We start from the raw sequence: 19541 nt of genomic DNA on the forward strand, positions 1-19541 counted from the left end.
CCTCACGGATATCAGATGTAGGACGGGCGATCGTTTTTCGGTTCAGAACCGAGGGTCGCAAGGACGGTTTTGCCGATTTCTCGCGCTGAGATAACCGCCTGACGCACTGCGCCGGAATCGCCGGAAATCACCAGGATCGCTTCGTTACTGAAGCTGGTGCCATGTGCCGGAGAACTGTAAGCCACGACTTCAACGTTCGCGGCTTTCAGCGCGGTATCCGCCATCAGCACGCCGACGGAGGCTGGGGCACCAACAATCACGCCGCAGGCACGGCCAACCGGAGCGCCAAAGGCTTTTTCCAGCGCGTAACTGGCGCGTGCGGTGTACTGCAGTTCGATGTGTCCGGCTTCATTGCCATAAACATCACCGAAGGTGCGGTCGAGTTCTTTCAGCGCCACTTCAATCCCGCGCTTAACGTCGGAAACGTCATTACCGCCGATAATGATTAGCGAACCGTGACCCGCACCGCCTTTGGTATCGCGAGGAAGTTCAATGCTCACCACTTCGGTATTGGTGGCTTTGACTGCTTCGTCAGCCGCCATAATGTGTGGACCCGCGCCGGTACGCGCGCCCAGGATGCCAATGGAGCGATAGCGCTTCTCAAGCTTCATTGCTTCCAACAGTGCACTGTCTACGTTTGCAATCACCAGACCTACGGTGTCACCAATCGCAGTGCCAACAAATTCCGTTAAACTGCAGCTCTTCTCTGCCATAGCCGTCTCTCGTTTTGGATGGGTTTTATCAGGGATGCCCGCTTGATCAGGCGTTGCCACACGGGCAATGACCTGCGCCATGATCTGTTCAACCAGTTCATTGCTGCTCATGGGTTAATTCCCTTCGGTAAGATTTTTTCAACATCGGTATGAGGGCGTGGAATCACGTGTACGGCTTTCACTTCTCCCACGTTGCGCGCAGCAGCAGCACCGGCATCGGTTGCCGCTTTTACGGCACCGACATCACCGCGAACGATGACGGTTACCAGCCCTGAGCCAATTTTTTCGTAGCCGACCAACATGACATTGGCTGACTTCACCATTGCATCTGCGGCCTCTATGGCTGCAGTTAAGCCTTTGGTTTCTACCATTCCTAATGCTTCTTGTTGCATAAAGACCTCGCCTGGGTTTGTCCCGATAATCATGACTATAAAAAGAAGCGAGGAAAAAGAATGGCTGACTTGAAGGTTAGGGTGAAAAATTAGTGGGGCGTGAATGTGACAAACTTGCTTGATTATATTTTATCTAATTGTTTTTATTGGTTTTGTTAATTTTTTTAAATGTGATATTTTGGCTTTTGCTATTCCATATTTACATTTTTGATAGTGACAGTATTAATTTAATTTGTTATGTGGAAAGGCCGATTTGTGACGTTGATTGGAAAAAGGGAATCTTCAAATAACCAAATTTTATTATTCTGAATTGTCCTGGTTAATTACATTCAGGCACTCTACACGCCGCCCATGAATAAATGGATGACAAGAAATTGCTATAACAACACGATTTTTCTAGGCCTCAGCGTGCTCAGTTTGCCAACAATTTTCAGTAGCCTCTTCCTATAGTAGGTGCTGTTGTACTCTACGACCAGCAAGGGTCCGCTGGTAAGGACACGAACGCTTCTAAGAAGGTGTCACAATGAATGATTCACTGAAAGCGCAATGCATTGCCGAGTTTTTGGGTACCGGATTGTTTTTATTTTTTGGTATCGGCTGCCTTAGCGCACTGAAAGTCGCAGGTGCCAGTCTGGGCCTCTGGGAAATTTGTATCATTTGGGGCCTGGGAATTTCGCTTGCGGTTTATCTGACAGCGGGAATTTCCGGGGCACATCTGAACCCGGCGATCACGGTTGCACTCTGGTTGTTTGCCTGTTTCCCTGGACGCAAAGTCCTGCCTTACACCATCGCGCAGGTTGCGGGGGCGTTTGGCGGCGCGGTACTGGCTTATCTGCTTTACGGCAATTTATTCACCGAGTACGAAACTGCCCATAATATGGTTCGCGGCAGCGTCGATAGCCTCTATCTGGCCAGCATTTTTAGTACGTATCCGGCGGCCGCGCTTAGCGTGTGGCAGGCGGCAGGGGTCGAAATCGTCATTACCTCTATCCTGATGGGGCTGATCATGGCGCTGACGGATGATGGCAACGGCGTGCCTAAAGGACCACTGGCACCGCTGTTGATCGGTATTCTGGTCGCGGTGATTGGTGCATCCACAGGGCCGTTGACAGGGTTTGCGATGAACCCGGCCCGTGATTTTGGTCCTAAACTGTTCGCCTGGATGGCGGGCTGGGGGGATATTGCGATGACTGGCGGACGTGACATTCCGTACTTTATTGTACCGATTATTGCGCCAGTGATTGGGGCATGCTTGGGGGCTGCTGTCTACAAGTACCTCATCGGTAAAAATTTGCCCTGTAATACCTGTAAAATTGAAGAGACAGACGCGTAATTCGGACACGCACCGCTATTATCACGTCTTTAATTTCTATTTCGTGATCTGCTTTCACGAACTGACTAAAAAGTCTCCCCACCCGGGGAGACTTTTGTTATTGTCCCTTGTACTTTCTATCATTTACATACAAGGATAGGGGATGATAAAAAGTAAATGTAAAATTTATGTTTTTATTATAACAATGGATTAACTGAGGGATTTTATCATGATTTCTGCGAGTACCCTGAACTCAGAACTCATTAATAAAATCGCACAGGATTTTGCGCAAGCGACCAGCCTGGCTGTTGTGGTTGTCAATATTCATGGTGATGAGATTTCTGAGCTGTTTAATTTCACGCCTTTTTGTCAACTGATGCGTCAGCATCCACAACACAGTACCCGGTGTCGTATGAGCGATCGCTGTGGGGGACTGGAAGCGTCAAAATCGGATCAACCCTGTATCTATCGCTGTCATGCCGGGCTTACCGATTTCTCTATTCCTCTCGTGATTGCAGGCCATCTTGTTGGGTTCGTCTTGTGCGGCCAGGTGCGTTTACGTAACGATGATGGTGCCGATCTGCTCGATATCATGAAGGTTGACGATCGCTGGCAGGCCGATCCTGAACTGCTCAATGAGTTCAGTAACGTCCCGGAAATGGACTATTCACGCGTGATGGCCTCGGCGGATCTGCTTAAACTCATTGTTGAAAACTGCCTCAAAAAGCAACTTAATTTCGTGGTGATCAAAGACAGTGCGCAGCCTGCAGAACCTGCACGTCCGGCCCGCGTCGCCAGCCCCCATGACAGCAAGATGAAAAAAGCGTTGCGTTATATTGATGCACATCTGTCTGACGATCTTCGTCTTGAAGATGTGGCGTCGCACGTTTATCTGAGCCCGTACTATTTCAGCAAATTGTTCAAAAAATATCAGGGCATTGGTTTTAACGCGTGGGTCAATCAACAGCGTATGGCCAGTGCCAGAGAGCTGCTTTGCCATAGTGACTGGAGCATCGCCAGTATTGCCCGCAATTTAGGTTTTTCGCAAACCAGCTATTTTTGCAAAGTGTTCCGTCAGACTTATCAGGTTACGCCGCAGGCCTATCGACAAAAAATAAATGAAAATTTGCCTGCTGAATCGGCGTAAATAGCAATATTTTGCTATTGCCGATTTTTGATATTCCCGCGTAATCCGGTCATTTATAATGGTTAAGTGTTTTTAGTACAGCAATAAATTGTCATAGCGCAATAAAATATCGCTCTTTACGGAATAAACTTCACCAGTTTTTATTTCTGTGATGAGATACAGTGTCATTGTTAAGAGGTTTCATTATTCTCTTGCATGACATTTCATTCAGAATCGTTTTATTGCGGCATTTTATGTTGATAAAAAATGCGCAACGAATAAGTAACGAAAAAGTATTGTTGTGATGAGGAGAATTCATTCTGCTCATCATTTAAGCTGACAGGTTTGACACATTTGTGTCTGGGAAGGGGGTGAAAATCCCCCGCAGCCCCCGCTGCTGTGATGCTGACAACCCCGTGAGGACCACTGATCGCAAGATTGGGAAGGACGGGCGAGGATGACGCTAAGCCAGAAGACCAGCCTGTCGGACACTACCAACAACTTCGGTGGGAAGTGGGTTGCTCAGATGCGTACAGTCGAAAGACTGGGTGTCAGTACATCCCTACCACCCTGAACAGGATCAGGGTCATGGCGGCGAAGCAGTACGCGTTTGTTCTGGCAGGTACCGGTAGTGGCTGTGGTAAAACCACGGTGACCCTGGGCTTGCTGAACGTATTGAAACAACGTGGTTTACGCGTTCAGCCCTGCAAAGTCGGCCCTGACTATCTGGATACCGCCTGGCATACGGCCATCAGCGGCGCCGCTTCCCGTAATCTCGACAGCTTTATGCTTCCCGAATCGATCCTTAATGCCCTGTTCCGCGAGCAGATGCAGGACGCAGATATTGCGGTGATTGAAGGGGTGATGGGGCTGTATGACGGCTATGGCACTGACCCTGACTACTGCAGTACCGCCGCGATGGCAAAACAGTTAGGCTGTCCGGTGATCCTGCTGGTTGACGGGAAAGCCGTTTCAACCTCCATTGCCGCTACGGTGATGGGCTTCCAGCATTTTGACCCGACGCTGAACATTGCCGGCGTTATCGTTAATCGCGTTAACAGCGAGTCCCATTTTCAGTTGCTGAAAACTGCCATTGAGCACTACTGCGCGGTGCCAGTGCTGGGTTACGTCCCGCGTGTTGATGGCGTCGCGCTACCTGAAAGGCACCTGGGGCTGGTGACCGCGCGCGAATCAGTTGTAAATCAACAGTCGTGGCAGGATTTCTCCGCCCGACTGGAAAACACGCTGAATATCGACCAGTTACTGGCGTTAAGCCATCTTGCGGCGTTACCGCAGGGTGACTGGCCAGAGGTTCCTGCGGCGAACGCCGGGGAGGGGCTGACGCTGGCGATGGCCGATGACGAAGCCTTTAACTTTTATTATCCCGATAACGTGAAGCTCCTGGCGCGTACTGGTGTCAACATTGTGCGCTTTAGTCCGATCCACGATCGCGCGTTGCCTGATTGCCAGATGGTCTGGTTGGGCGGCGGTTATCCGGAACTGCATGCGGCTGCGCTGGCGGCTAATACCACGATGCTGGCAAGCCTGCGCGAGGCGCATCATCGCGGCGTCGCGATCTACGCCGAGTGCGGCGGATTGATGTACCTCGGCAGCGTGCTGGAAGAGGCTGACGGGGTTGAGCATCGCATGGCCGGTATCATCCCAGGCCGTAGCAAAATGGGTAAACGACTGACCCGCTTCGGCTATTGCGAAGCGCAAGCTCTACAGCCCACGCTGTTGGCCGCAGAAGGTGATGTGCTGCGTGGCCATGAATTTCATTACTCCGATTTTTCTCCCGAAACGCCTGCTGTGTTGGCATGTCGCAAAGTCCGTGACGGTCAGACGGTGCAAGCGTGGTCCGGCGGCTGGCGAATCGGCAATACCTTTGCCAGCTATCTGCACGTTCACTTTGCTCAGCGTCCATTAATGCTAAATCACTGGCTGAACGCCGCAAGGGAGGCGTTATGACGCTACTGGCATGGTGCGTGGCCTGGCTTCTCGACATTGTGATTGGCGACCCGCCAGAGTGGCCGCACCCGGTGCGCTGGATAGGCAATTTGATCAATGTCGTGCAACGGATTGTTCGCCGCTACTGCCGCAGCGACCGGGCATTACGTATCGGCGGCGGAGTGATGTGGCTGGTGGTTGTGGGGCTGACGTGGGCGGTTGCCTGGGGTGTGTTGTGGCTGGCGGCAGTGATTCATCCCTGGCTCGGTTGGGTTGTTGAAGTCTGGATGATCTTCACCGTGCTGGCGGGGCGCTGTCTGGCGACGGCGGCGCAGGAGGTTGAGCGTCCGCTACGTGAAGGTAATCTTGCGGAAAGTCGCGAAAAACTCTCGTGGATTGTGGGGCGTGACACGTCGCAACTACACCCGGAACAGATCAACCGGGCGGTCGTGGAAACCGTCGCGGAGAATACGGTTGACGGTATTATCGCCCCGCTGTTCTTCCTGTTAATCGGCGGTGCGCCGCTGGCAATGGCCTACAAAGCGGTGAACACCCTGGATTCCATGGTGGGCTATAAGCACGAAAAATATCGGGCGATCGGCATGGTAAGCGCTCGCCTTGACGACGTCGCGAACTACATTCCTGCTCGGCTGAGTTGGCTGTTGCTGAGCGCGGCGGCGGTGTTGTGTCGGCGTGACGGCTCCCGGGCGCTCTGCGTGGGGTGGCGGGATCGTTATAACCACAGCAGTCCAAACTGCGCATGGGCGGAAGCCTCCGTTGCTGGCGCGCTGGGCATCAGGCTGGGCGGCCCCAACGATTACTTTGGTGAGCGTGTTGAAAAACCGTGGATCGGCGACGCGCAGCGCACTATTTCCGTAGACGACATTTCCCAAACGATTCGACTGATGTGGGTTGCCTCCACGCTGGCTCTGGCGCTGTTCCTCGTGACGCGCTGGCTGGTGGTTGGGGTGGCCTGAGGATATATGACAATGCAATACATCCAGCAACCCCAGGCGATTGAAGCCAAAAGTTTTGACATCATTGGCGAGATCATTAATGAAACGCGCCCGGAGTACCAGTTTGCCAGTCCGCTGCATGAAGCGATCGTCAAACGGGTGATTCATACCACTGCCGACTTTGACTGGCTGGACATTCTCTGGTTTTCGGGCGACGCGCTGGAAAAGCTCTGCGCGGCGCTAAGTCGTCCGACGGTTATTTATACCGATACCACGATGGCACTTTCGGGGATCAACAAAACCTTGCTGGCGAAGATGGGGGGCGAGTGCCGCTGCTACATCAGCGATCCGCGCGTGGTGGCACAAGCGAAAGCGCAGGGGATCACCCGTTCAATGGCGGCGGTGGATATTGCTGTGACGGAAGAGAGTGAAAAAGTGTTTGTCTTTGGCAACGCACCGACCGCGCTGTTTCGCCTGCTGGAGCATGATGTGGCGGTAAGTGGCGTAGTGGGGGTGCCGGTGGGGTTTGTCGGCGCGGCGGAGTCTAAAGAGGCGCTGACGCACAGTCAACTGCCCGCCATTGCGGCTCTTGGGCGTAAAGGTGGTAGCAACGTTGCTGCGGCGATCGTTAACGCCATGCTGTATCACCTGCAGGGGGCGCGATGAGCGATCAGACTTTCGACGCGCCCGTCTGGCATAACGGTAAAGCGTTGCGCAAAGGTTACACCACCGGATCGTGCGCCACCGCAGCGGCAAAAGTCGCCGCGCTGATGGTTCTGCGCCAGCATCTGATCCACCAGGTGTCGATTGTCACGCCGTCCGGCGTCACGCTGTGCCTGAACGTGGAGTCGCCGCACATTGAAGGACAGCAGGCCATTGCCGCCATCCGCAAAGACGGCGGCGATGATGTGGACGCCACTCACGGCATGTTGATATTCGCCCGCGTCACGCTGAACGATAGCGGCAAAATTGTCCTGCTCGGCGGCGAAGGAGTCGGCACCGTCACCCGCAAGGGGATTGGTTTACCCGTTGGCAGTGCGGCAATTAATCGCACCCCGCGTCACACCATCGAGTCCGCCGTGCGTGAGGCAATAGGTCCGGCACGTGGGGCGGAGATTGAAATTTTTGCGCCGGAAGGCGAAGAGCGGGCGCAAAAAACCTACAACTCGCGACTGGGCATTCTTGGCGGCATTTCCATCATTGGCACGACCGGCATCGTGACCCCAATGTCCGAAGAGAGCTGGAAGCGGTCATTATCGCTGGAGCTGGAAATTAAACGCGCCGAAGGGCTGGAGCGAGTGGTTCTGGTGCCGGGGAACCACGGTGAGCGTTTCGTCCGCGAACAGATGGGCATCGACAGCAACGTGGTGGTTACCATGAGCAATTTTGTCGGCTACATGATTGAAGAGGCGGTGCGGCTGGGATTTCGCCAGGTTGTACTCGTTGGTCATCCTGGAAAACTGATCAAAATTGCCGCCGGGATTTTCCATACTCACAGCCACATTGCCGATGCGCGGATGGAAACGCTGGTGGCACATCTGGCGCTGCTCGGTGCGCCGCTGGAGTTGCTCACGCTGGTGAGCGATTGCGATACCACCGAGGCGGCAATGGAGCACATTGATGCGTACGGTTTTCAGCATATCTATAACCACCTTGCCGAACGCATCTGCCTGCGCGTGATGCAGATGCTGCGTTTTACCAAAACGCCACCGACCTGCGACGCTGTCATGTTTTCGTTTGATAACCAGGTGCTGGGGAGTAACCGGCCCGTCGACGCTATCGCCCGGGAGATGCAATGCTGACGGTGGTCGGGATGGGGCCAGCCGGTCTGCAACTGATGACGCCGGCGGCGCGCGCGGCGATTGACGAGGCCGATGTACTGGTTGGGGGGCGGCGCCATTTGCAGCAGTTCCCGGACTTTCGCGGTGAGCAGTTTGCGCTGGGCGCCAACATTCCCGAGCTGCTGGCGTGGATTGAAGCGCATCAGGATAAGCAGGTGGTGGTTCTGGCTTCCGGCGATCCGCTGTTTTACGGCATCGGTACGCGGATGGTGGCGCATTTTGGCATTGCGCAGGTACGCATCATTCCTGGTATTAGCGCAGTGCAGTATCTGTGTGCGCAGTCGGGGATCGACATGAATGATATGTGGCTCACCAGCAGTCACGGGCGCAGCGTCTGTTTCGATACGCTGGCCGAACATAGCAAAGTGGCAATGGTCACCGACGGTCAGTGCGGACCGCGTGAAATTGCCGCCCAACTGGTTGCGCGAGGAAAAGGCCATCGCTGGATGGTGATTGGCGAAAACCTGGCAATGGAAAACGAACGGATCCACTGGCTGCGCGTCAGCGAGGTCCATGCCGAATACGAGATGAATGCAGTGGTGATCCTTGATGAAAGATGAGCTTTTCCTGCGCGGTGAGAAGGTGCCGATGACCAAAGAAGCGGTACGTGCACTTGCTCTCGCAAAACTTGAGCTGCACCGGGCCAGTCACCTGATTGATATCGGGGCGGGAACGGGCAGTGTGTCCATCGAAGCCGCGCTGCAGTTTCCGTCGCTGCACATTACAGCTATCGAGCGAAATCCCGCGGCGCTGCGTTTGCTCGACGAAAACCGGCAGCATTTCGCCTGCGCGAATATCGACATTCTGCCGGGTGAAGCGCCGATGACGATGACCGAGAAAGCCGATGCCGTCTTTATGGGCGGCAGCGGGGGACATCTCACGGAACTGATCGACTGGTCCATGCGCCAGTTGCACGTCGGTGGACGTCTGGTGATGACTTTTATTTTGCAGGAAAACCTCAACACCGCGCTGGCGCATCTGCAACAACTCGGCATGCAGGAGGTGGACTGCCTACAAATGCAGGTTTCGTCACTGACTACGCTGGGTGCTGGTCACTATTTCAAACCGAATAATCCCGTTTTTGTTATCGCCTGTCAGAAGGAAGAACACCATGTCTGAGACATTTGATCCCCGTTGTGTGTGGTTTGTCGGCGCAGGTCCCGGTGACCGGGAACTGATTACCCTCAAAGGGTACCGGCTGCTGCAACAGGCGCAGGTGGTGATTTACGCCGGATCGCTTATCAACACCGAACTGCTGGAGTATTGCCCGGCGGGCGCGGAGTGCCACGACAGTGCGGAACTGCACCTGGAGCAAATTCTCTCCCTGATGGAAGAGGGGGTGAAGGCCGGGAAAACAGTGGTGCGCCTGCAAACCGGCGACGTGTCGCTGTATGGCTCGGTGCGCGAACAGGGGGAAGAGCTGACCAAACGCGGTATCAACTGGCAGGTAGTGCCGGGCGTCAGCGCATTCCTCGGCGCTGCGGCGGAGCTGGGTGTTGAATACACCGTGCCGGAAGTCTCGCAGAGCCTGATTATCACGCGGCTTGAAGGCCGCACGCCGGTGCCGGAACGCGAACAGCTGGAATCCTTCGCCAGCCACCAGACATCAATGGCGATTTATCTCTCCGTTCAGCGCATCAATCGGGTGGCGGAACGCCTGATTGAGGGGGGGTATCCGGCGACCACGCCGGTGGCTGTTATCTATAAAGCGACCTGGCCGGAAAGCCAGACCGTGCGCGGCACGCTGGCGGATATCGCTGATAAAGTGCGCGATGCAGGGATCCGCAAAACGGCGCTCATCCTGGTCGGGAATTTCCTCGGAGATGAGTATCACTACTCCAGACTCTATGCCGCGGACTTTAGCCATGAATACCGTAAAGCCTGAATCTATCGCACTGTTTTGCCTGACGCCGGGCGGCGTTCAACTGGCAAAACGGCTGGCAGCGATGTTGCCGCTGACCTGTTTTACCAGTGAAAAGCTGCTGGAGGACGGTTTTCTGCCGTTCGACGGCGGATTCGCCCACGCCGCGCGCGACGCGTTCTCTAATTATTCCGCGCTGATTTTCATCGGGGCAACCGGCATTGCGGTGCGCGTGCTGGCTCCGCTGGTGAATGACAAGTTCAGCGATCCGGCGGTGGTGGTGATCGACGAACGCGGGCAGCATGTCATCAGCCTGCTTTCCGGTCACGCAGGGGGGGCGAACGCGCTGACCCGTTATCTCGCCGGCATGTTGGGGGCCGATCCGGTGATTACCACTGCGACCGATGTCAATGAAATGGCGGCGCTGGATACCCTCGCATTTCAGCTCAATGCCCGCATGACCGACTTCCGCGCGGCGGTAAAAGTGGTGAATCAGATGCTGGTGAGCAATCAGCGAGTGGGGTTGTGGTGGGATGAAGAGCTGGATGAAGACGTCCGCCACTGCGATCGCCGGGGGTTTATCACCGTCACCGATCTCCAGCAACTGCCTGAACTGGATGCGCTGGTATGCGTCACGTTACGTAACGAACTGCCGGATATCCCGATTCAGCACTGGAAACTGGTGCCACAGCGGGTGGTTGCCGGAATTGGTTGCCGCCGCGATACCCCGTTCCCGCTACTGGCGGCACTGCTGGCCCGTCAGCTTGAAGCGCAGCGCTTTGATCCGTTGGCGTTGAAAGCCATCGGCAGCGTGTCGCTCAAGAAAGACGAGGAGGGGCTGATTCAGCTTGCCTCCTGCTGGCGCGTGCCCTTTGAAACTTTTACCGCTGACGCGCTGCGTGAGCATGAACATCACTTTCCGGCCTCACCGTTTGTTCGCCAGACGGTCGGCGTCGGAAGCGTCTCGGGTCCGGCAGCGTGGCTGCTGAGTCATGGGCAATTGACCGGCGAAACCCTGCGCGAGCAGGGCGTCACTATCACTTTGGGAGTTTCACACTGATGTTAACCGTAATCGGAATCGGCCCCGGCTCACAGGCCATGATGACCATGGAAGCCGTTGAAGCACTGCAGGCGGCAGAAATCATTGTGGGTTACAAAACCTACACCCACCTTGTCAAAGCGTTTACCGGTGACAAACAGGTGATCAAAACCGGCATGTGCAAAGAGATCGAGCGCTGTCATGCGGCGATCGAACTGGCGCAGGCCGGGCACAACGTGGCGCTGATCAGCAGCGGTGACGCCGGTATTTACGGCATGGCAGGACTGGTGCTGGAACTGGTCAGCAAGCAGAAACTGGACGTTGAAGTGCGGCTGATCCCAGGGATGACGGCCAGCATCGCCGCCGCGTCGCTGCTCGGTGCGCCGCTGATGCATGATTTTTGCCACATCAGCCTGAGCGATCTGCTGACACCGTGGCCGGTGATCGAAAAACGCATTATTGCTGCCGGGGAAGCCGATTTCGTGATCTGCTTCTACAACCCGCGTAGCCGGGGTCGTGAAGGACATCTGGCGCGGGCATTTGAACTGCTTTCCGCCAGCAAAAGCGGGCAAACGCCGGTGGGGGTGGTGAAATCTGCCGGACGTAAAAAACAGGAGAAATGGCTGACCACGCTGGGTGAGATGGATTTTGAACCGGTGGACATGACCAGTCTGGTGATCGTCGGTAACAAAGCGACTTATGTACAGGACGGTCTGATGATCACGCCACGAGGTTACGTGCTGTGAATTTTGGTGAAGTTCTGGTCATGGGGGGCACCAGCGATGCCCGCGCGCTGTGCCAGCAACTGGATGCCGCCAGGGTGGCCTACACCTTGTCGGTAGCGACGCCGACAGGAAAACAACTGGCTGGCGACATCAAAGGTCAGGTGCGCTGCGGACGGCTGGAGCAGGATCAGATGGTGAACTGGCTTACGGAGAACGGGACGCGTTGGGTGATCGACGCGTCGCATCCATATGCCGAAGTGGTGAGTCGCAACATTATGCACGCGTGCGAACGGGCAGGCGTACTGCTCAGTCGTTACCAGCGCCCGGAACAGCTCAGTAATCTGACGCATCCGCTGCTCTTCGCCGTGCAGAGCATTGAAGAGGCGTGTGGCGTTGCGCGGCGTTTCGGCGAACGGGTACTGCTGACCACCGGGAGTAAAGATTTGGCAACGTGGCGTGCGGGTTTACCGGAAAAAACGCTGCTTGCCCGCGTGTTGCCCGTACCCGAAGTGATTCAGCAATGCGTCGATCTTGGCTTTGGCGTTGGCGAAACGTTCGCGCTGTGCGGACCGTTTAGCGCCGAGTTTAACGCCGCGTTTTATCGTCAGTGTCAGGCTGACGTCGTGATAACCAAGTCTTCTGGTGCAGAGGGCGGTTATCAGGAAAAGGTTCAACCCTGTCTGGATGCAGGCATTCCCTGCATCGTGATTACCCGCCCGGCGCCGCTGGTGACGGGAGATGAGTTACTGGAAAGTCAGGCCGCATTTGCGCAGCGTTTGGCGCGCTGGCTGGCCGCTGCTTAAGGAGTCAGAAAATGAAAAAAGCGCTTCTGGTGATAAGCTTTGGCACCAGCTATCACGATACCTGCGAGAAGAACATTGTGGCCTGCGAGCGCGATCTGGCCGCCAGCTGTCCTGACCGCGATTTGTTCCGTGCTTTTACCTCTGGGATGATAATTCGCAAACTCAAACAGCGTGACGGCATTGAGATCGACACCCCTCTGCAGGCCCTGCAAAAGCTTGCTGAGCAGGGATATCAGGATGTGGCGATTCAGTCACTGCACATCATTAACGGTGACGAATACGAAAAAATTGTCCGTGAAGTGCAGAGTCTGCGTCCACTGTTTGTCCGTCTGACGCTGGGCGTGCCGCTGCTGAGCAGCCATGACGATTACGCGCAGTTAATGCTGGCCCTGCAACAGCAGATGCCTGTGCCTGCCGACAATGAAAAAGTGGTGTTCATGGGCCATGGTGCCAGCCATCACGCGTTTGCCGCCTATGCCTGCCTCGATCACATGATGATGGCGCAGGGCTTCCCGGCGCGCGTCGGCGCGGTGGAGAGCTATCCGGAAGTCGACATTCTGATTGAGAGCCTGAGCAAAGAGGGCGTCAAAGCCGTCCATCTCATGCCGCTGATGCTGGTGGCGGGGGATCACGCCATTAACGATATGGCTTCTGACGAAGAAGACTCGTGGAAAACGTTGTTTACTGCGGCGGGGATCACGGCAACGCCGTGGCTGAGCGGTCTTGGTGAGAATCCGGCGGTACGAGCGATGTTCGTTGCGCATCTGCAACAGGCGCTGAGCGTGACGATGGAGGAAGCGGCATGAGCGGCAAACTCTACGCCCTGAGCACCGGTCCGGGAGCGGCCGATCTGATTACCGTTCGCGCCTCACGCATTCTGGGGACGCTCGATATTCTCTATGCCCCTGCGGGACGTAAGGGCGGTGACAGCCTCGCGCATTCCATCGTGCGGGAATACATCGGCAAAAATACCGAGGTACGCTGTTGCCATTTTCCGATGAGCGCGGACAGCGCGGAAAAAGAGGCGGTCTGGGATGAAGTGGCCGCCGCGCTGGTTAAGGAAGTGAAGGCGGGCAAACAGGTGGGGTTTATCACCCTGGGCGACGCCATGTTGTTCAGCACCTGGGTCTTTTTACTCCAGCGCATCGGTTGTCCTGACTGGCTGGAGATCGTTCCGGGTGTGACGTCGTTTGCCGCCATTGCCGCACGATCCAAAACGCCACTGGCGATGGAACAACAGTCGCTGGCGGTGATCTCCTGTACCGCGCCGGAAGCGGAAATCACTCAAGCGCTCCGCCAACACGATAGCCTGGTACTGATGAAGGTCTATGGTCGTTTTGCGCGCATCAAAGCGCTGCTGGATCAGGCCGGATTACTGGACTGTGCACTGATGATGTCAGAGGCCACGCTGCCTGGTGAGCAGTGCTGGCGGCATCTCAACGAGGTCAGCGACGATCAGCCGTTGCCTTATTTCTCGACCATCCTGGTCAACAAACAGTGGGAGTATGCAGAATGAAACTCGAACAACAGCTGAAACAGCTGTCATTCAGTGGGCTGGCTGCGGCGCTATTGCTGATGATTGTGCCGGAGCAGGCGTTTGCCATGCACATCATGGAAGGGTTTTTACCACCGATGTGGGCGCTGGCCTGGTGGCTGCTGTTTTTGCCGTGTCTGTGGTACGGACTGGTGCGCCTGCGACATATCGTGATGGACGACAGTCATCAGAAAGTGCTGCTGGCGCTGTGCGGGGCGTTTATTTTTGTGCTGTCGGCACTGAAGATCCCGTCGGTCACCGGTAGCTGCTCGCATCCGACAGGCGTAGGGCTGGCGGTGATCCTGTTTGGACCGGGCGTCGTGGCGGTTCTCGGCGCTATCGTACTGCTGTTCCAGGCGCTGTTGCTGGCGCACGGTGGCTTAACTACCCTGGGTGCGAACGGTATGTCGATGGCGGTGATTGGCCCGGTTGTCGGCTATATGGTGTGGAAGATGGCCTGCCGCGCCGGGATCCGCCGGGATGTCGGCGTCTTTCTCTGTGCCATGCTGGCGGATCTGGTGACCTACTTTGTCACGTCGGTGCAATTGGGCGTGGCCTTCCCGGATCCCGAAGCGGGGGCGACAGGGTCTGTCGTCAAGTTTATGGGGATTTTCTGCCTGACGCAGATCCCGATTGCTATCGCCGAAGGATTGCTGACCGTAATGATCTACGACCAGTTGACGAAACGGCAACTGATTACCGCGCAAGGACATTAAGATGAAAAAGACGCTGATATTGTTAGCCATGGTGATTGCCCTGGTCATTTTGCCGTTTTTTATTGACCATGGCGGAGAGTTTGGTGGCTCAGACGGTGAGGCGGAAAGCCAGATTCAGGTAGTTGCCCCGCACTATGAGCCGTGGTTCCAGCCGCTGTACGAACCGGCGAGTGGGGAAATTGAAAGCCTGCTGTTTACGTTGCAGGGCTCGATTGGCGCGGCGGTGATTTTCTACATTCTGGGTTATACCAAAGGCAGACAACGCCGTGATGACCGGGCTTGATCGACTGAGCTATCAGAGCCGCTGGTTTCACGTCGCACCAGAGCGTAAGTTTCTGTTCTGGCTGCTGTTGATGATTCTGGCCTTCACCCTGCCAGCCTGGGGGCAGGGGATTGAACTGGCGCTGATCGCCGGGCTGACCTGCTGGCTGCTGCGCATCTCTCTGCGCCGCTGGTGCCGCTGGATGGCGCTGCCGTTTGTCTTCTTACTGGTCGGCGTGGTGACGATCCTGTTCAGCGTCAGCCGTGACCCGCAAACGCTGCTGGTAAGCTTTCCGGTTGGCAGTTACTGGCTGGGGGTGACGGTGTCAGGGCTTCACACCGCTAACGAGACGTTCTGGCGCAGCCTGGCTGCGCTGGCTGCTACCTTCTGGCTGGTGCTCAACCTGCCATTTCCGCAGCTGATTTTACTGCTTAAACGGGCGCGGGTGCCGCGATTGCTGACGGAGCAGATCCTGCTCACCTGGCGCTTTATTTTTATTCTGTTAGATGAAGCGATGGCAATTCATCGCGCGCAGACGCTGCGTTTTGGCTATCGTAGTTTGCCGATTGGCTATCGCTCACTGGCGATGCTGGTAGGCGTTCTGTTTACCCGGGTGCTGATTCGCTATCAGCAAATGGCGGCGACGTTAGATATCAAATTGTATCAGGGTGATTTTCACCTGTAAGGAAAAGCATGCTTGCCACCACCGAACTCTGGTTTCGTTATCAGGATGCGCAGGTACTTAAAGGGTTGACGCTGGATTTTTCGCAGCACGCTGTCACCGGACTGGTGGGGGCCAACGGCTGTGGGAAATCCACCCTGTTTATGAATCTGAGCGGCTTACTGCGACCGCAGCAGGGCGCGGTACTGTGGCAGGGAAAACCACTGGACTACAGCAAACGCGGGCTGTTGGCGCTGCGTCAGCAGGTTGCAACGGTGTTTCAGGATCCCGATCAGCAAATTTTCTACACCGATATCGACAGCGATATCGCCTTCAGCCTGCGCAACCTTGGCGTGGAGGAGACGGAAATTGCCCGACGAGTCGACGAAGCGTTAACGCTGGTGGACGCCCAGCATTTTCGCCAGCAGCCGATTCAGTGCTTAAGCCACGGACAGAAAAAGCGAGTGGCCATCGCCGGTGCGCTGGTGTTACGGGCGAAATATCTGTTACTGGATGAACCCACGGCGGGTCTTGATCCCTCTGGGCGCAGCCAGATGATAGACATCATCAAGCGGATTGTGGCGCAGGGCAACCACGTGGTGATCTCCAGCCATGATATCGATCTGATTTATGAAGTCAGCAACGCCGTTTACGTTTTGCGTCATGGCGAAGTGCTGGCGCACGGTGAACCGGGCGAGGTCTTTGCCCGCACGGCGCTGATTGAAGAAGCCGGGTTAACGCAGCCCTGGCTGGTGAAATTGCACGCAGAGTTAGGCATGCCGCTGTGCAAAACAGAAGATGAATTTTTCAGTTGTATGCGACAACGCGCAATCAAGGAGGCGTCATGACGCAGGCCATTATGTTGCAGGGAACGGCGTCAGACGTCGGCAAGAGTGTTCTGGTGGCGGGACTGTGCCGCATTTTTTATCAGGATGGTCTGCGAACCGCACCGTTCAAATCGCAGAATATGGCGCTCAACTCCGGTATTACCCCGGAGGGGAAAGAGATGGGGCGTGCGCAGATATTCCAGGCCGAAGCCGCGGGGATTGTGCCAGATGTCCGCATGAATCCGGTGCTGTTGAAACCGACCAGCGATCGCAAAGCGCAGGTGGTGCTAATGGGTCAGGTGGCGACCGATATGGACGCGGTCAGCTATCACGAATACAAACCGCGCTTGCGCGAGCAAATTCTCTCTGTTTACACCAGTCTGGCGCAGGAGTTTGATGTACTGGTACTGGAAGGTGCGGGCAGTCCGGCGGAGATCAACCTGCGTGACCGGGACATTGTCAACATGGGGATGGCCGAGATGGCGCAGTGCCCGGTGATTCTGGTCGCCGATATCGATCGCGGTGGAGTGTTTGCGTCTATCTACGGGACGCTGGCGCTGCTGCATGAACACGAGCGTGCGCGGGTGAAAGGGGTGATCATCAATAAATTTCGCGGTGATGTGGCGCTGCTTAACCCCGGCATCGAACAGATTGAAAGTCTGACCGGCGTTCCCGTGCTGGGGGTGATGCCGTGGCTGGATGTCGATCTCGAAGATGAAGATGGCGTGGCGCTGCAAAAGGGGAAATACCTGCGCACGGAAAAACGCGATATCAACATTGCCGTTGTGCAGATCCCGCATATCTCCAATTTCACCGATTTTAACGCGCTGGCAGCACAACCGGATGTGCGCGTACGTTACGTGCGCCATCCGCAAGAGCTGGCGGACGTTGATCTGGTGATCTTGCCGGGCAGTAAAAATACGCTTGGCGATCTGGTATGGCTACGTGAAAGCGGCATGGCCCACGCAGTGTTACAGGCGCACCAGCAAAACATCCCCGTCGTTGGGATCTGCGGTGGCTATCAGATGCTTGGCGAGACCATCATTGATGAGGTTGAATCGGGACTGGGAACGCTGCCGGGGCTGGGGCTGCTCGATACCGTGACCCATTTTGCCCAGCGGAAAACCACCACCCAGGTGACGGCGACGATGTCGTCAACACTGCCGGACTGGCTGTCTGCGGCGTCCGGGTTACCGGTACGCGGCTATGAAATTCACATGGGTGAAACGACGCTAAACGGCGACTGTCTGCCGGTGATGGAACTCCAGAAGCATGGCGAAAACGTCGCGGATGGTGCCGTCACGGCAGACGGGCGGGCGTTTGGCACCTATCTGCACGGCCTGTTCGACAGCGATGACTTTACGCGAGCGTTGGTCAACGGCCTGCGCGTGCGTAAAGGGCTGGTTCCCCTGGATCCCACCTTCCAATACGCGCAATATAAATCGCAGCAGTTTGATCTGCTGGCAGATGCGATGCGGCAACACATCGATATTGAGAAAATTTATACCATCATGCAGCAACACCGGGAGTCCGTATGATGATTCTGGTCACTGGCGGCGCGCGCAGCGGTAAGAGTCGTCATGCCGAAGCGTTAATCGCTGATTTTCCGCAGGTGCTGTACATCGCGACATCGCAGATTTTTGATGACGAGATGGCAGCGCGTATTCAGCATCATCGCGAGGGGCGTCCTGCGCACTGGCGTACCGCCGAGCGCTGGCAACATCTTGATACGCTGATTACTGCGGATAATACGCCGGATGAAGCCATTCTGCTGGAGTGCATCACCACGATGGTCACTAACCTGCTGTTTGCCTTTGGCGGTGACAGCGATCCGGATAACTGGGACTACGCGGCGCTGGAAACGGCGATTGAGGCGGAGATCCAGACGTTGATTGCGGCCTGCCAGCGATGTCCGGCAAAGGTGGTGCTGGTGACCAACGAAGTCGGGATGGGCATAGTGCCGGAAAATCGTCTGGCGCGGCACTTTCGGGATATCGCCGGGCGCATTAATCAGAGTCTGGCGGCGGCGGCGGATGAGGTCTGGCTGGTGGTATCCGGTATTGGAGTCAAAATTAAATGAGTAAGCTGTTCTGGGCAATGCTCTCTTTTATTACGCGCTTGCCTGTTCCCGGTCGCTGGTCCCAGGGACTGGAGTTCGATCAGTATTCACGCGGTATTGTGACTTTCCCGTTCATTGGCCTGTTGCTTGGCGCCTTGAGTGGGCTGGTGTTTATGCTCTTTCAGCCCTGGTGCGGTGCACCGCTGGCGGCGCTTTTCACCGTGCTTGCGCTGGCGCTGATGACTGGCGGTTTTCACCTCGATGGTCTGGCCGATACCTGCGACGGCGTTTTCTCGGCTCGCAGCCGGGAACGCATGCTGGAAATCATGCGCGACAGCCGGCTGGGAACACACGGCGGCCTGGCGCTTATTTTTGTTCTGCTGGCGAAAGTACTGGTGGTCAGCGAACTGGCGCTACGAGGCACTCCCATGCTGGCGGCGCTGGCGGCCGCCTGTGCGGTCGGACGCGGGACGGCCGTGCTATTGATGTATCGCCATCGCTATGCCCGTGAAGAGGGGTTAGGCAATGTATTTATTGGTCATGTCACCGGGACACAAACCTGCTTTACCCTGGGTCTGGCGGCGATTCTGGCGGCGGTCCTGCTGCCTGGAATGCAGGGGGTAGCGGCGCTGGTCGTGACGATGGTGGCGATCTTCCTGCTGGGACAACTGCTAAAACGGACGTTGGGTGGGCAAACCGGCGATACGCTGGGTGCGGCAATAGAACTTGGTGAGTTGATCTTCCTGCTGGCTCTGCTGTGAGTCAGC

23 protein-coding genes and 1 riboswitch are annotated in these 19541 nt (G+C 56.0%); of the genes, 21 read left to right on the forward strand and 2 right to left on the reverse strand.

Annotation, left to right across the window (positions count from 1 at the left end; translation table 11 throughout):
- Positions 1–11: 11 nt before the first annotated feature.
- On the reverse strand, positions 12–824 hold the full coding sequence (gene pduB / locus I6L53_RS08200; RefSeq protein ID WP_042318194.1) for a propanediol utilization microcompartment protein PduB: 813 nt from the start codon (positions 822–824) through the stop codon (positions 12–14).
- Positions 821–1105: a propanediol utilization microcompartment protein PduA gene (gene pduA, locus I6L53_RS08205; RefSeq protein ID WP_012906330.1), complete on the reverse strand. Its 285-nt coding sequence runs from the start codon at positions 1103–1105 to the stop codon at positions 821–823. Before pduA ends, pduB begins: the two co-directional genes overlap by 4 nt.
- A 523-nt stretch (positions 1106–1628) precedes the next feature.
- Between pduA and pduF the strand changes: the two genes are divergently transcribed.
- From pduF to cobS, 21 genes are all read left to right on the forward strand, one after another.
- Positions 1629–2438 carry a propanediol diffusion facilitator PduF gene (pduF, locus tag I6L53_RS08210; RefSeq protein ID WP_042318196.1) on the forward strand — a complete coding sequence of 270 codons (810 nt, stop codon included), beginning with the start codon at positions 1629–1631 and terminating at the stop codon, positions 2436–2438.
- A gap of 208 nt (positions 2439–2646) precedes the next feature.
- Positions 2647–3564: a transcriptional regulator PocR gene (pocR, locus tag I6L53_RS08215; protein WP_042318198.1), complete on the forward strand. Its 918-nt coding sequence runs from the start codon at positions 2647–2649 to the stop codon at positions 3562–3564.
- Between the two features lie 303 nt (positions 3565–3867).
- A riboswitch (cobalamin riboswitch) is annotated at positions 3868–4042 on the forward strand.
- A gap of 89 nt (positions 4043–4131) precedes the next feature.
- The gene (locus I6L53_RS08220) at positions 4132–5511 is read left to right on the forward strand and encodes a cobyrinic acid a,c-diamide synthase CobB (protein ID WP_042318199.1); all 1380 of its coding nucleotides are present in this window, start codon (positions 4132–4134) and stop codon (positions 5509–5511) included.
- The gene (gene cbiB, locus I6L53_RS08225) at positions 5508–6467 is read left to right on the forward strand and encodes an adenosylcobinamide-phosphate synthase CbiB (protein ID WP_042318201.1); all 960 of its coding nucleotides are present in this window, start codon (positions 5508–5510) and stop codon (positions 6465–6467) included. Before I6L53_RS08220 ends, cbiB begins: the two co-directional genes overlap by 4 nt.
- A 12-nt stretch (positions 6468–6479) precedes the next feature.
- Positions 6480–7112 (forward strand): cobalt-precorrin-8 methylmutase, encoded by a 633-nt coding sequence (locus I6L53_RS08230; RefSeq protein WP_042318202.1) that lies wholly within the window; start codon positions 6480–6482, stop codon positions 7110–7112.
- Positions 7109–8248, forward strand: coding sequence for a cobalt-precorrin-5B (C(1))-methyltransferase CbiD (gene cbiD, locus I6L53_RS08235; RefSeq protein ID WP_042318204.1), 1140 nt, complete (start codon positions 7109–7111; stop codon positions 8246–8248). Before I6L53_RS08230 ends, cbiD begins: the two co-directional genes overlap by 4 nt.
- Positions 8242–8847, forward strand: coding sequence for a cobalt-precorrin-7 (C(5))-methyltransferase (locus I6L53_RS08240; protein ID WP_042318205.1), 606 nt, complete (start codon positions 8242–8244; stop codon positions 8845–8847). Before cbiD ends, I6L53_RS08240 begins: the two co-directional genes overlap by 7 nt.
- Entirely contained in the window at positions 8837–9406 is a 570-nt protein-coding gene (locus I6L53_RS08245) for a decarboxylating cobalt-precorrin-6B (C(15))-methyltransferase (protein ID WP_042318207.1), read from the forward strand. The genes I6L53_RS08240 and I6L53_RS08245 overlap by 11 nt, the downstream gene beginning before the upstream one ends.
- A complete protein-coding gene (locus tag I6L53_RS08250) occupies positions 9399–10172 on the forward strand; it encodes a cobalt-precorrin-4 methyltransferase (RefSeq protein ID WP_042318208.1) in 774 nt (257 codons plus the stop codon). Before I6L53_RS08245 ends, I6L53_RS08250 begins: the two co-directional genes overlap by 8 nt.
- Positions 10153–11208 carry a cobalt-precorrin 5A hydrolase gene (gene cbiG / locus I6L53_RS08255; RefSeq protein ID WP_094465571.1) on the forward strand — a complete coding sequence of 352 codons (1056 nt, stop codon included), beginning with the start codon at positions 10153–10155 and terminating at the stop codon, positions 11206–11208. Before I6L53_RS08250 ends, cbiG begins: the two co-directional genes overlap by 20 nt.
- Positions 11208–11933 (forward strand): precorrin-3B C(17)-methyltransferase, encoded by a 726-nt coding sequence (locus I6L53_RS08260; RefSeq protein WP_042318211.1) that lies wholly within the window; start codon positions 11208–11210, stop codon positions 11931–11933. Before cbiG ends, I6L53_RS08260 begins: the two co-directional genes overlap by 1 nt.
- On the forward strand, positions 11930–12715 hold the full coding sequence (locus tag I6L53_RS08265; RefSeq protein WP_042318212.1) for a cobalt-precorrin-6A reductase: 786 nt from the start codon (positions 11930–11932) through the stop codon (positions 12713–12715). Before I6L53_RS08260 ends, I6L53_RS08265 begins: the two co-directional genes overlap by 4 nt.
- 11 nt (positions 12716–12726) lie before the next feature.
- Positions 12727–13521 (forward strand): sirohydrochlorin cobaltochelatase, encoded by a 795-nt coding sequence (gene cbiK, locus I6L53_RS08270; protein WP_042318213.1) that lies wholly within the window; start codon positions 12727–12729, stop codon positions 13519–13521.
- The gene (locus tag I6L53_RS08275; protein WP_042318215.1) at positions 13518–14231 is read left to right on the forward strand and encodes a cobalt-factor II C(20)-methyltransferase; all 714 of its coding nucleotides are present in this window, start codon (positions 13518–13520) and stop codon (positions 14229–14231) included. Before cbiK ends, I6L53_RS08275 begins: the two co-directional genes overlap by 4 nt.
- Positions 14228–14965 (forward strand): cobalt ECF transporter S component CbiM, encoded by a 738-nt coding sequence (gene cbiM, locus I6L53_RS08280; RefSeq protein WP_042318216.1) that lies wholly within the window; start codon positions 14228–14230, stop codon positions 14963–14965. The genes I6L53_RS08275 and cbiM overlap by 4 nt, the downstream gene beginning before the upstream one ends.
- Before the next feature lies 1 nt (position 14966).
- A complete protein-coding gene (locus I6L53_RS08285) occupies positions 14967–15248 on the forward strand; it encodes an energy-coupling factor ABC transporter substrate-binding protein (RefSeq protein ID WP_042318217.1) in 282 nt (93 codons plus the stop codon).
- Positions 15235–15912, forward strand: coding sequence for an energy-coupling factor ABC transporter transmembrane protein (locus tag I6L53_RS08290; RefSeq protein WP_042318219.1), 678 nt, complete (start codon positions 15235–15237; stop codon positions 15910–15912). The genes I6L53_RS08285 and I6L53_RS08290 overlap by 14 nt, the downstream gene beginning before the upstream one ends.
- 8 nt (positions 15913–15920) lie before the next feature.
- Entirely contained in the window at positions 15921–16736 is an 816-nt protein-coding gene (locus I6L53_RS08295; RefSeq protein WP_042318220.1) for an energy-coupling factor ABC transporter ATP-binding protein, read from the forward strand.
- On the forward strand, positions 16733–18253 hold the full coding sequence (locus I6L53_RS08300; RefSeq protein WP_042318221.1) for a cobyric acid synthase: 1521 nt from the start codon (positions 16733–16735) through the stop codon (positions 18251–18253). The genes I6L53_RS08295 and I6L53_RS08300 overlap by 4 nt, the downstream gene beginning before the upstream one ends.
- Positions 18250–18795 (forward strand): bifunctional adenosylcobinamide kinase/adenosylcobinamide-phosphate guanylyltransferase, encoded by a 546-nt coding sequence (gene cobU, locus I6L53_RS08305; RefSeq protein ID WP_042318222.1) that lies wholly within the window; start codon positions 18250–18252, stop codon positions 18793–18795. Before I6L53_RS08300 ends, cobU begins: the two co-directional genes overlap by 4 nt.
- Positions 18792–19535 (forward strand): adenosylcobinamide-GDP ribazoletransferase, encoded by a 744-nt coding sequence (gene cobS, locus I6L53_RS08310; protein ID WP_042318223.1) that lies wholly within the window; start codon positions 18792–18794, stop codon positions 19533–19535. The genes cobU and cobS overlap by 4 nt, the downstream gene beginning before the upstream one ends.
- The last annotated feature ends 6 nt before the right edge of the window (positions 19536–19541 follow it).

The organism is Citrobacter farmeri, from assembly GCF_019048065.1.
In the GTDB taxonomy this organism is placed as follows: Bacteria; Pseudomonadota; Gammaproteobacteria; order Enterobacterales; family Enterobacteriaceae; genus Citrobacter_A; species Citrobacter_A farmeri.

What these genes read in the sequence shown, in the direction of transcription:
- I6L53_RS08230 (WP_042318202.1), top strand. Translation starts at nt 6,480, where the DNA reads ATGCAATACATCCAGCAACCCCAGGCGATTGAAGCCAAAAGTTTTGAC.
- pduF (WP_042318196.1), top strand. Translation starts at nt 1,629, where the DNA reads ATGAATGATTCACTGAAAGCGCAATGCATTGCCGAGTTTTTGGGTACC.
- I6L53_RS08290 (WP_042318219.1), top strand. Translation starts at nt 15,235, where the DNA reads ATGACCGGGCTTGATCGACTGAGCTATCAGAGCCGCTGGTTTCACGTC.
- cbiK (WP_042318213.1), top strand. Translation starts at nt 12,727, where the DNA reads ATGAAAAAAGCGCTTCTGGTGATAAGCTTTGGCACCAGCTATCACGAT.
- cbiD (WP_042318204.1), top strand. Translation starts at nt 7,109, where the DNA reads ATGAGCGATCAGACTTTCGACGCGCCCGTCTGGCATAACGGTAAAGCG.
- I6L53_RS08250 (WP_042318208.1), top strand. Translation starts at nt 9,399, where the DNA reads ATGTCTGAGACATTTGATCCCCGTTGTGTGTGGTTTGTCGGCGCAGGT.
- I6L53_RS08300 (WP_042318221.1), top strand. Translation starts at nt 16,733, where the DNA reads ATGACGCAGGCCATTATGTTGCAGGGAACGGCGTCAGACGTCGGCAAG.
- pduA (WP_012906330.1), bottom strand. Translation starts at nt 1,105, where the DNA reads ATGCAACAAGAAGCATTAGGAATGGTAGAAACCAAAGGCTTAACTGCA.
- I6L53_RS08295 (WP_042318220.1), top strand. Translation starts at nt 15,921, where the DNA reads ATGCTTGCCACCACCGAACTCTGGTTTCGTTATCAGGATGCGCAGGTA.
- I6L53_RS08245 (WP_042318207.1), top strand. Translation starts at nt 8,837, where the DNA reads ATGAAAGATGAGCTTTTCCTGCGCGGTGAGAAGGTGCCGATGACCAAA.
- cobS (WP_042318223.1), top strand. Translation starts at nt 18,792, where the DNA reads ATGAGTAAGCTGTTCTGGGCAATGCTCTCTTTTATTACGCGCTTGCCT.
- I6L53_RS08220 (WP_042318199.1), top strand. Translation starts at nt 4,132, where the DNA reads ATGGCGGCGAAGCAGTACGCGTTTGTTCTGGCAGGTACCGGTAGTGGC.
- cbiM (WP_042318216.1), top strand. Translation starts at nt 14,228, where the DNA reads ATGAAACTCGAACAACAGCTGAAACAGCTGTCATTCAGTGGGCTGGCT.
- cbiB (WP_042318201.1), top strand. Translation starts at nt 5,508, where the DNA reads ATGACGCTACTGGCATGGTGCGTGGCCTGGCTTCTCGACATTGTGATT.
- I6L53_RS08275 (WP_042318215.1), top strand. Translation starts at nt 13,518, where the DNA reads ATGAGCGGCAAACTCTACGCCCTGAGCACCGGTCCGGGAGCGGCCGAT.
- I6L53_RS08285 (WP_042318217.1), top strand. Translation starts at nt 14,967, where the DNA reads ATGAAAAAGACGCTGATATTGTTAGCCATGGTGATTGCCCTGGTCATT.
- cobU (WP_042318222.1), top strand. Translation starts at nt 18,250, where the DNA reads ATGATGATTCTGGTCACTGGCGGCGCGCGCAGCGGTAAGAGTCGTCAT.
- pocR (WP_042318198.1), top strand. Translation starts at nt 2,647, where the DNA reads ATGATTTCTGCGAGTACCCTGAACTCAGAACTCATTAATAAAATCGCA.
- pduB (WP_042318194.1), bottom strand. Translation starts at nt 824, where the DNA reads ATGAGCAGCAATGAACTGGTTGAACAGATCATGGCGCAGGTCATTGCC.
- cbiG (WP_094465571.1), top strand. Translation starts at nt 10,153, where the DNA reads ATGAATACCGTAAAGCCTGAATCTATCGCACTGTTTTGCCTGACGCCG.
- I6L53_RS08260 (WP_042318211.1), top strand. Translation starts at nt 11,208, where the DNA reads ATGTTAACCGTAATCGGAATCGGCCCCGGCTCACAGGCCATGATGACC.
- I6L53_RS08240 (WP_042318205.1), top strand. Translation starts at nt 8,242, where the DNA reads ATGCTGACGGTGGTCGGGATGGGGCCAGCCGGTCTGCAACTGATGACG.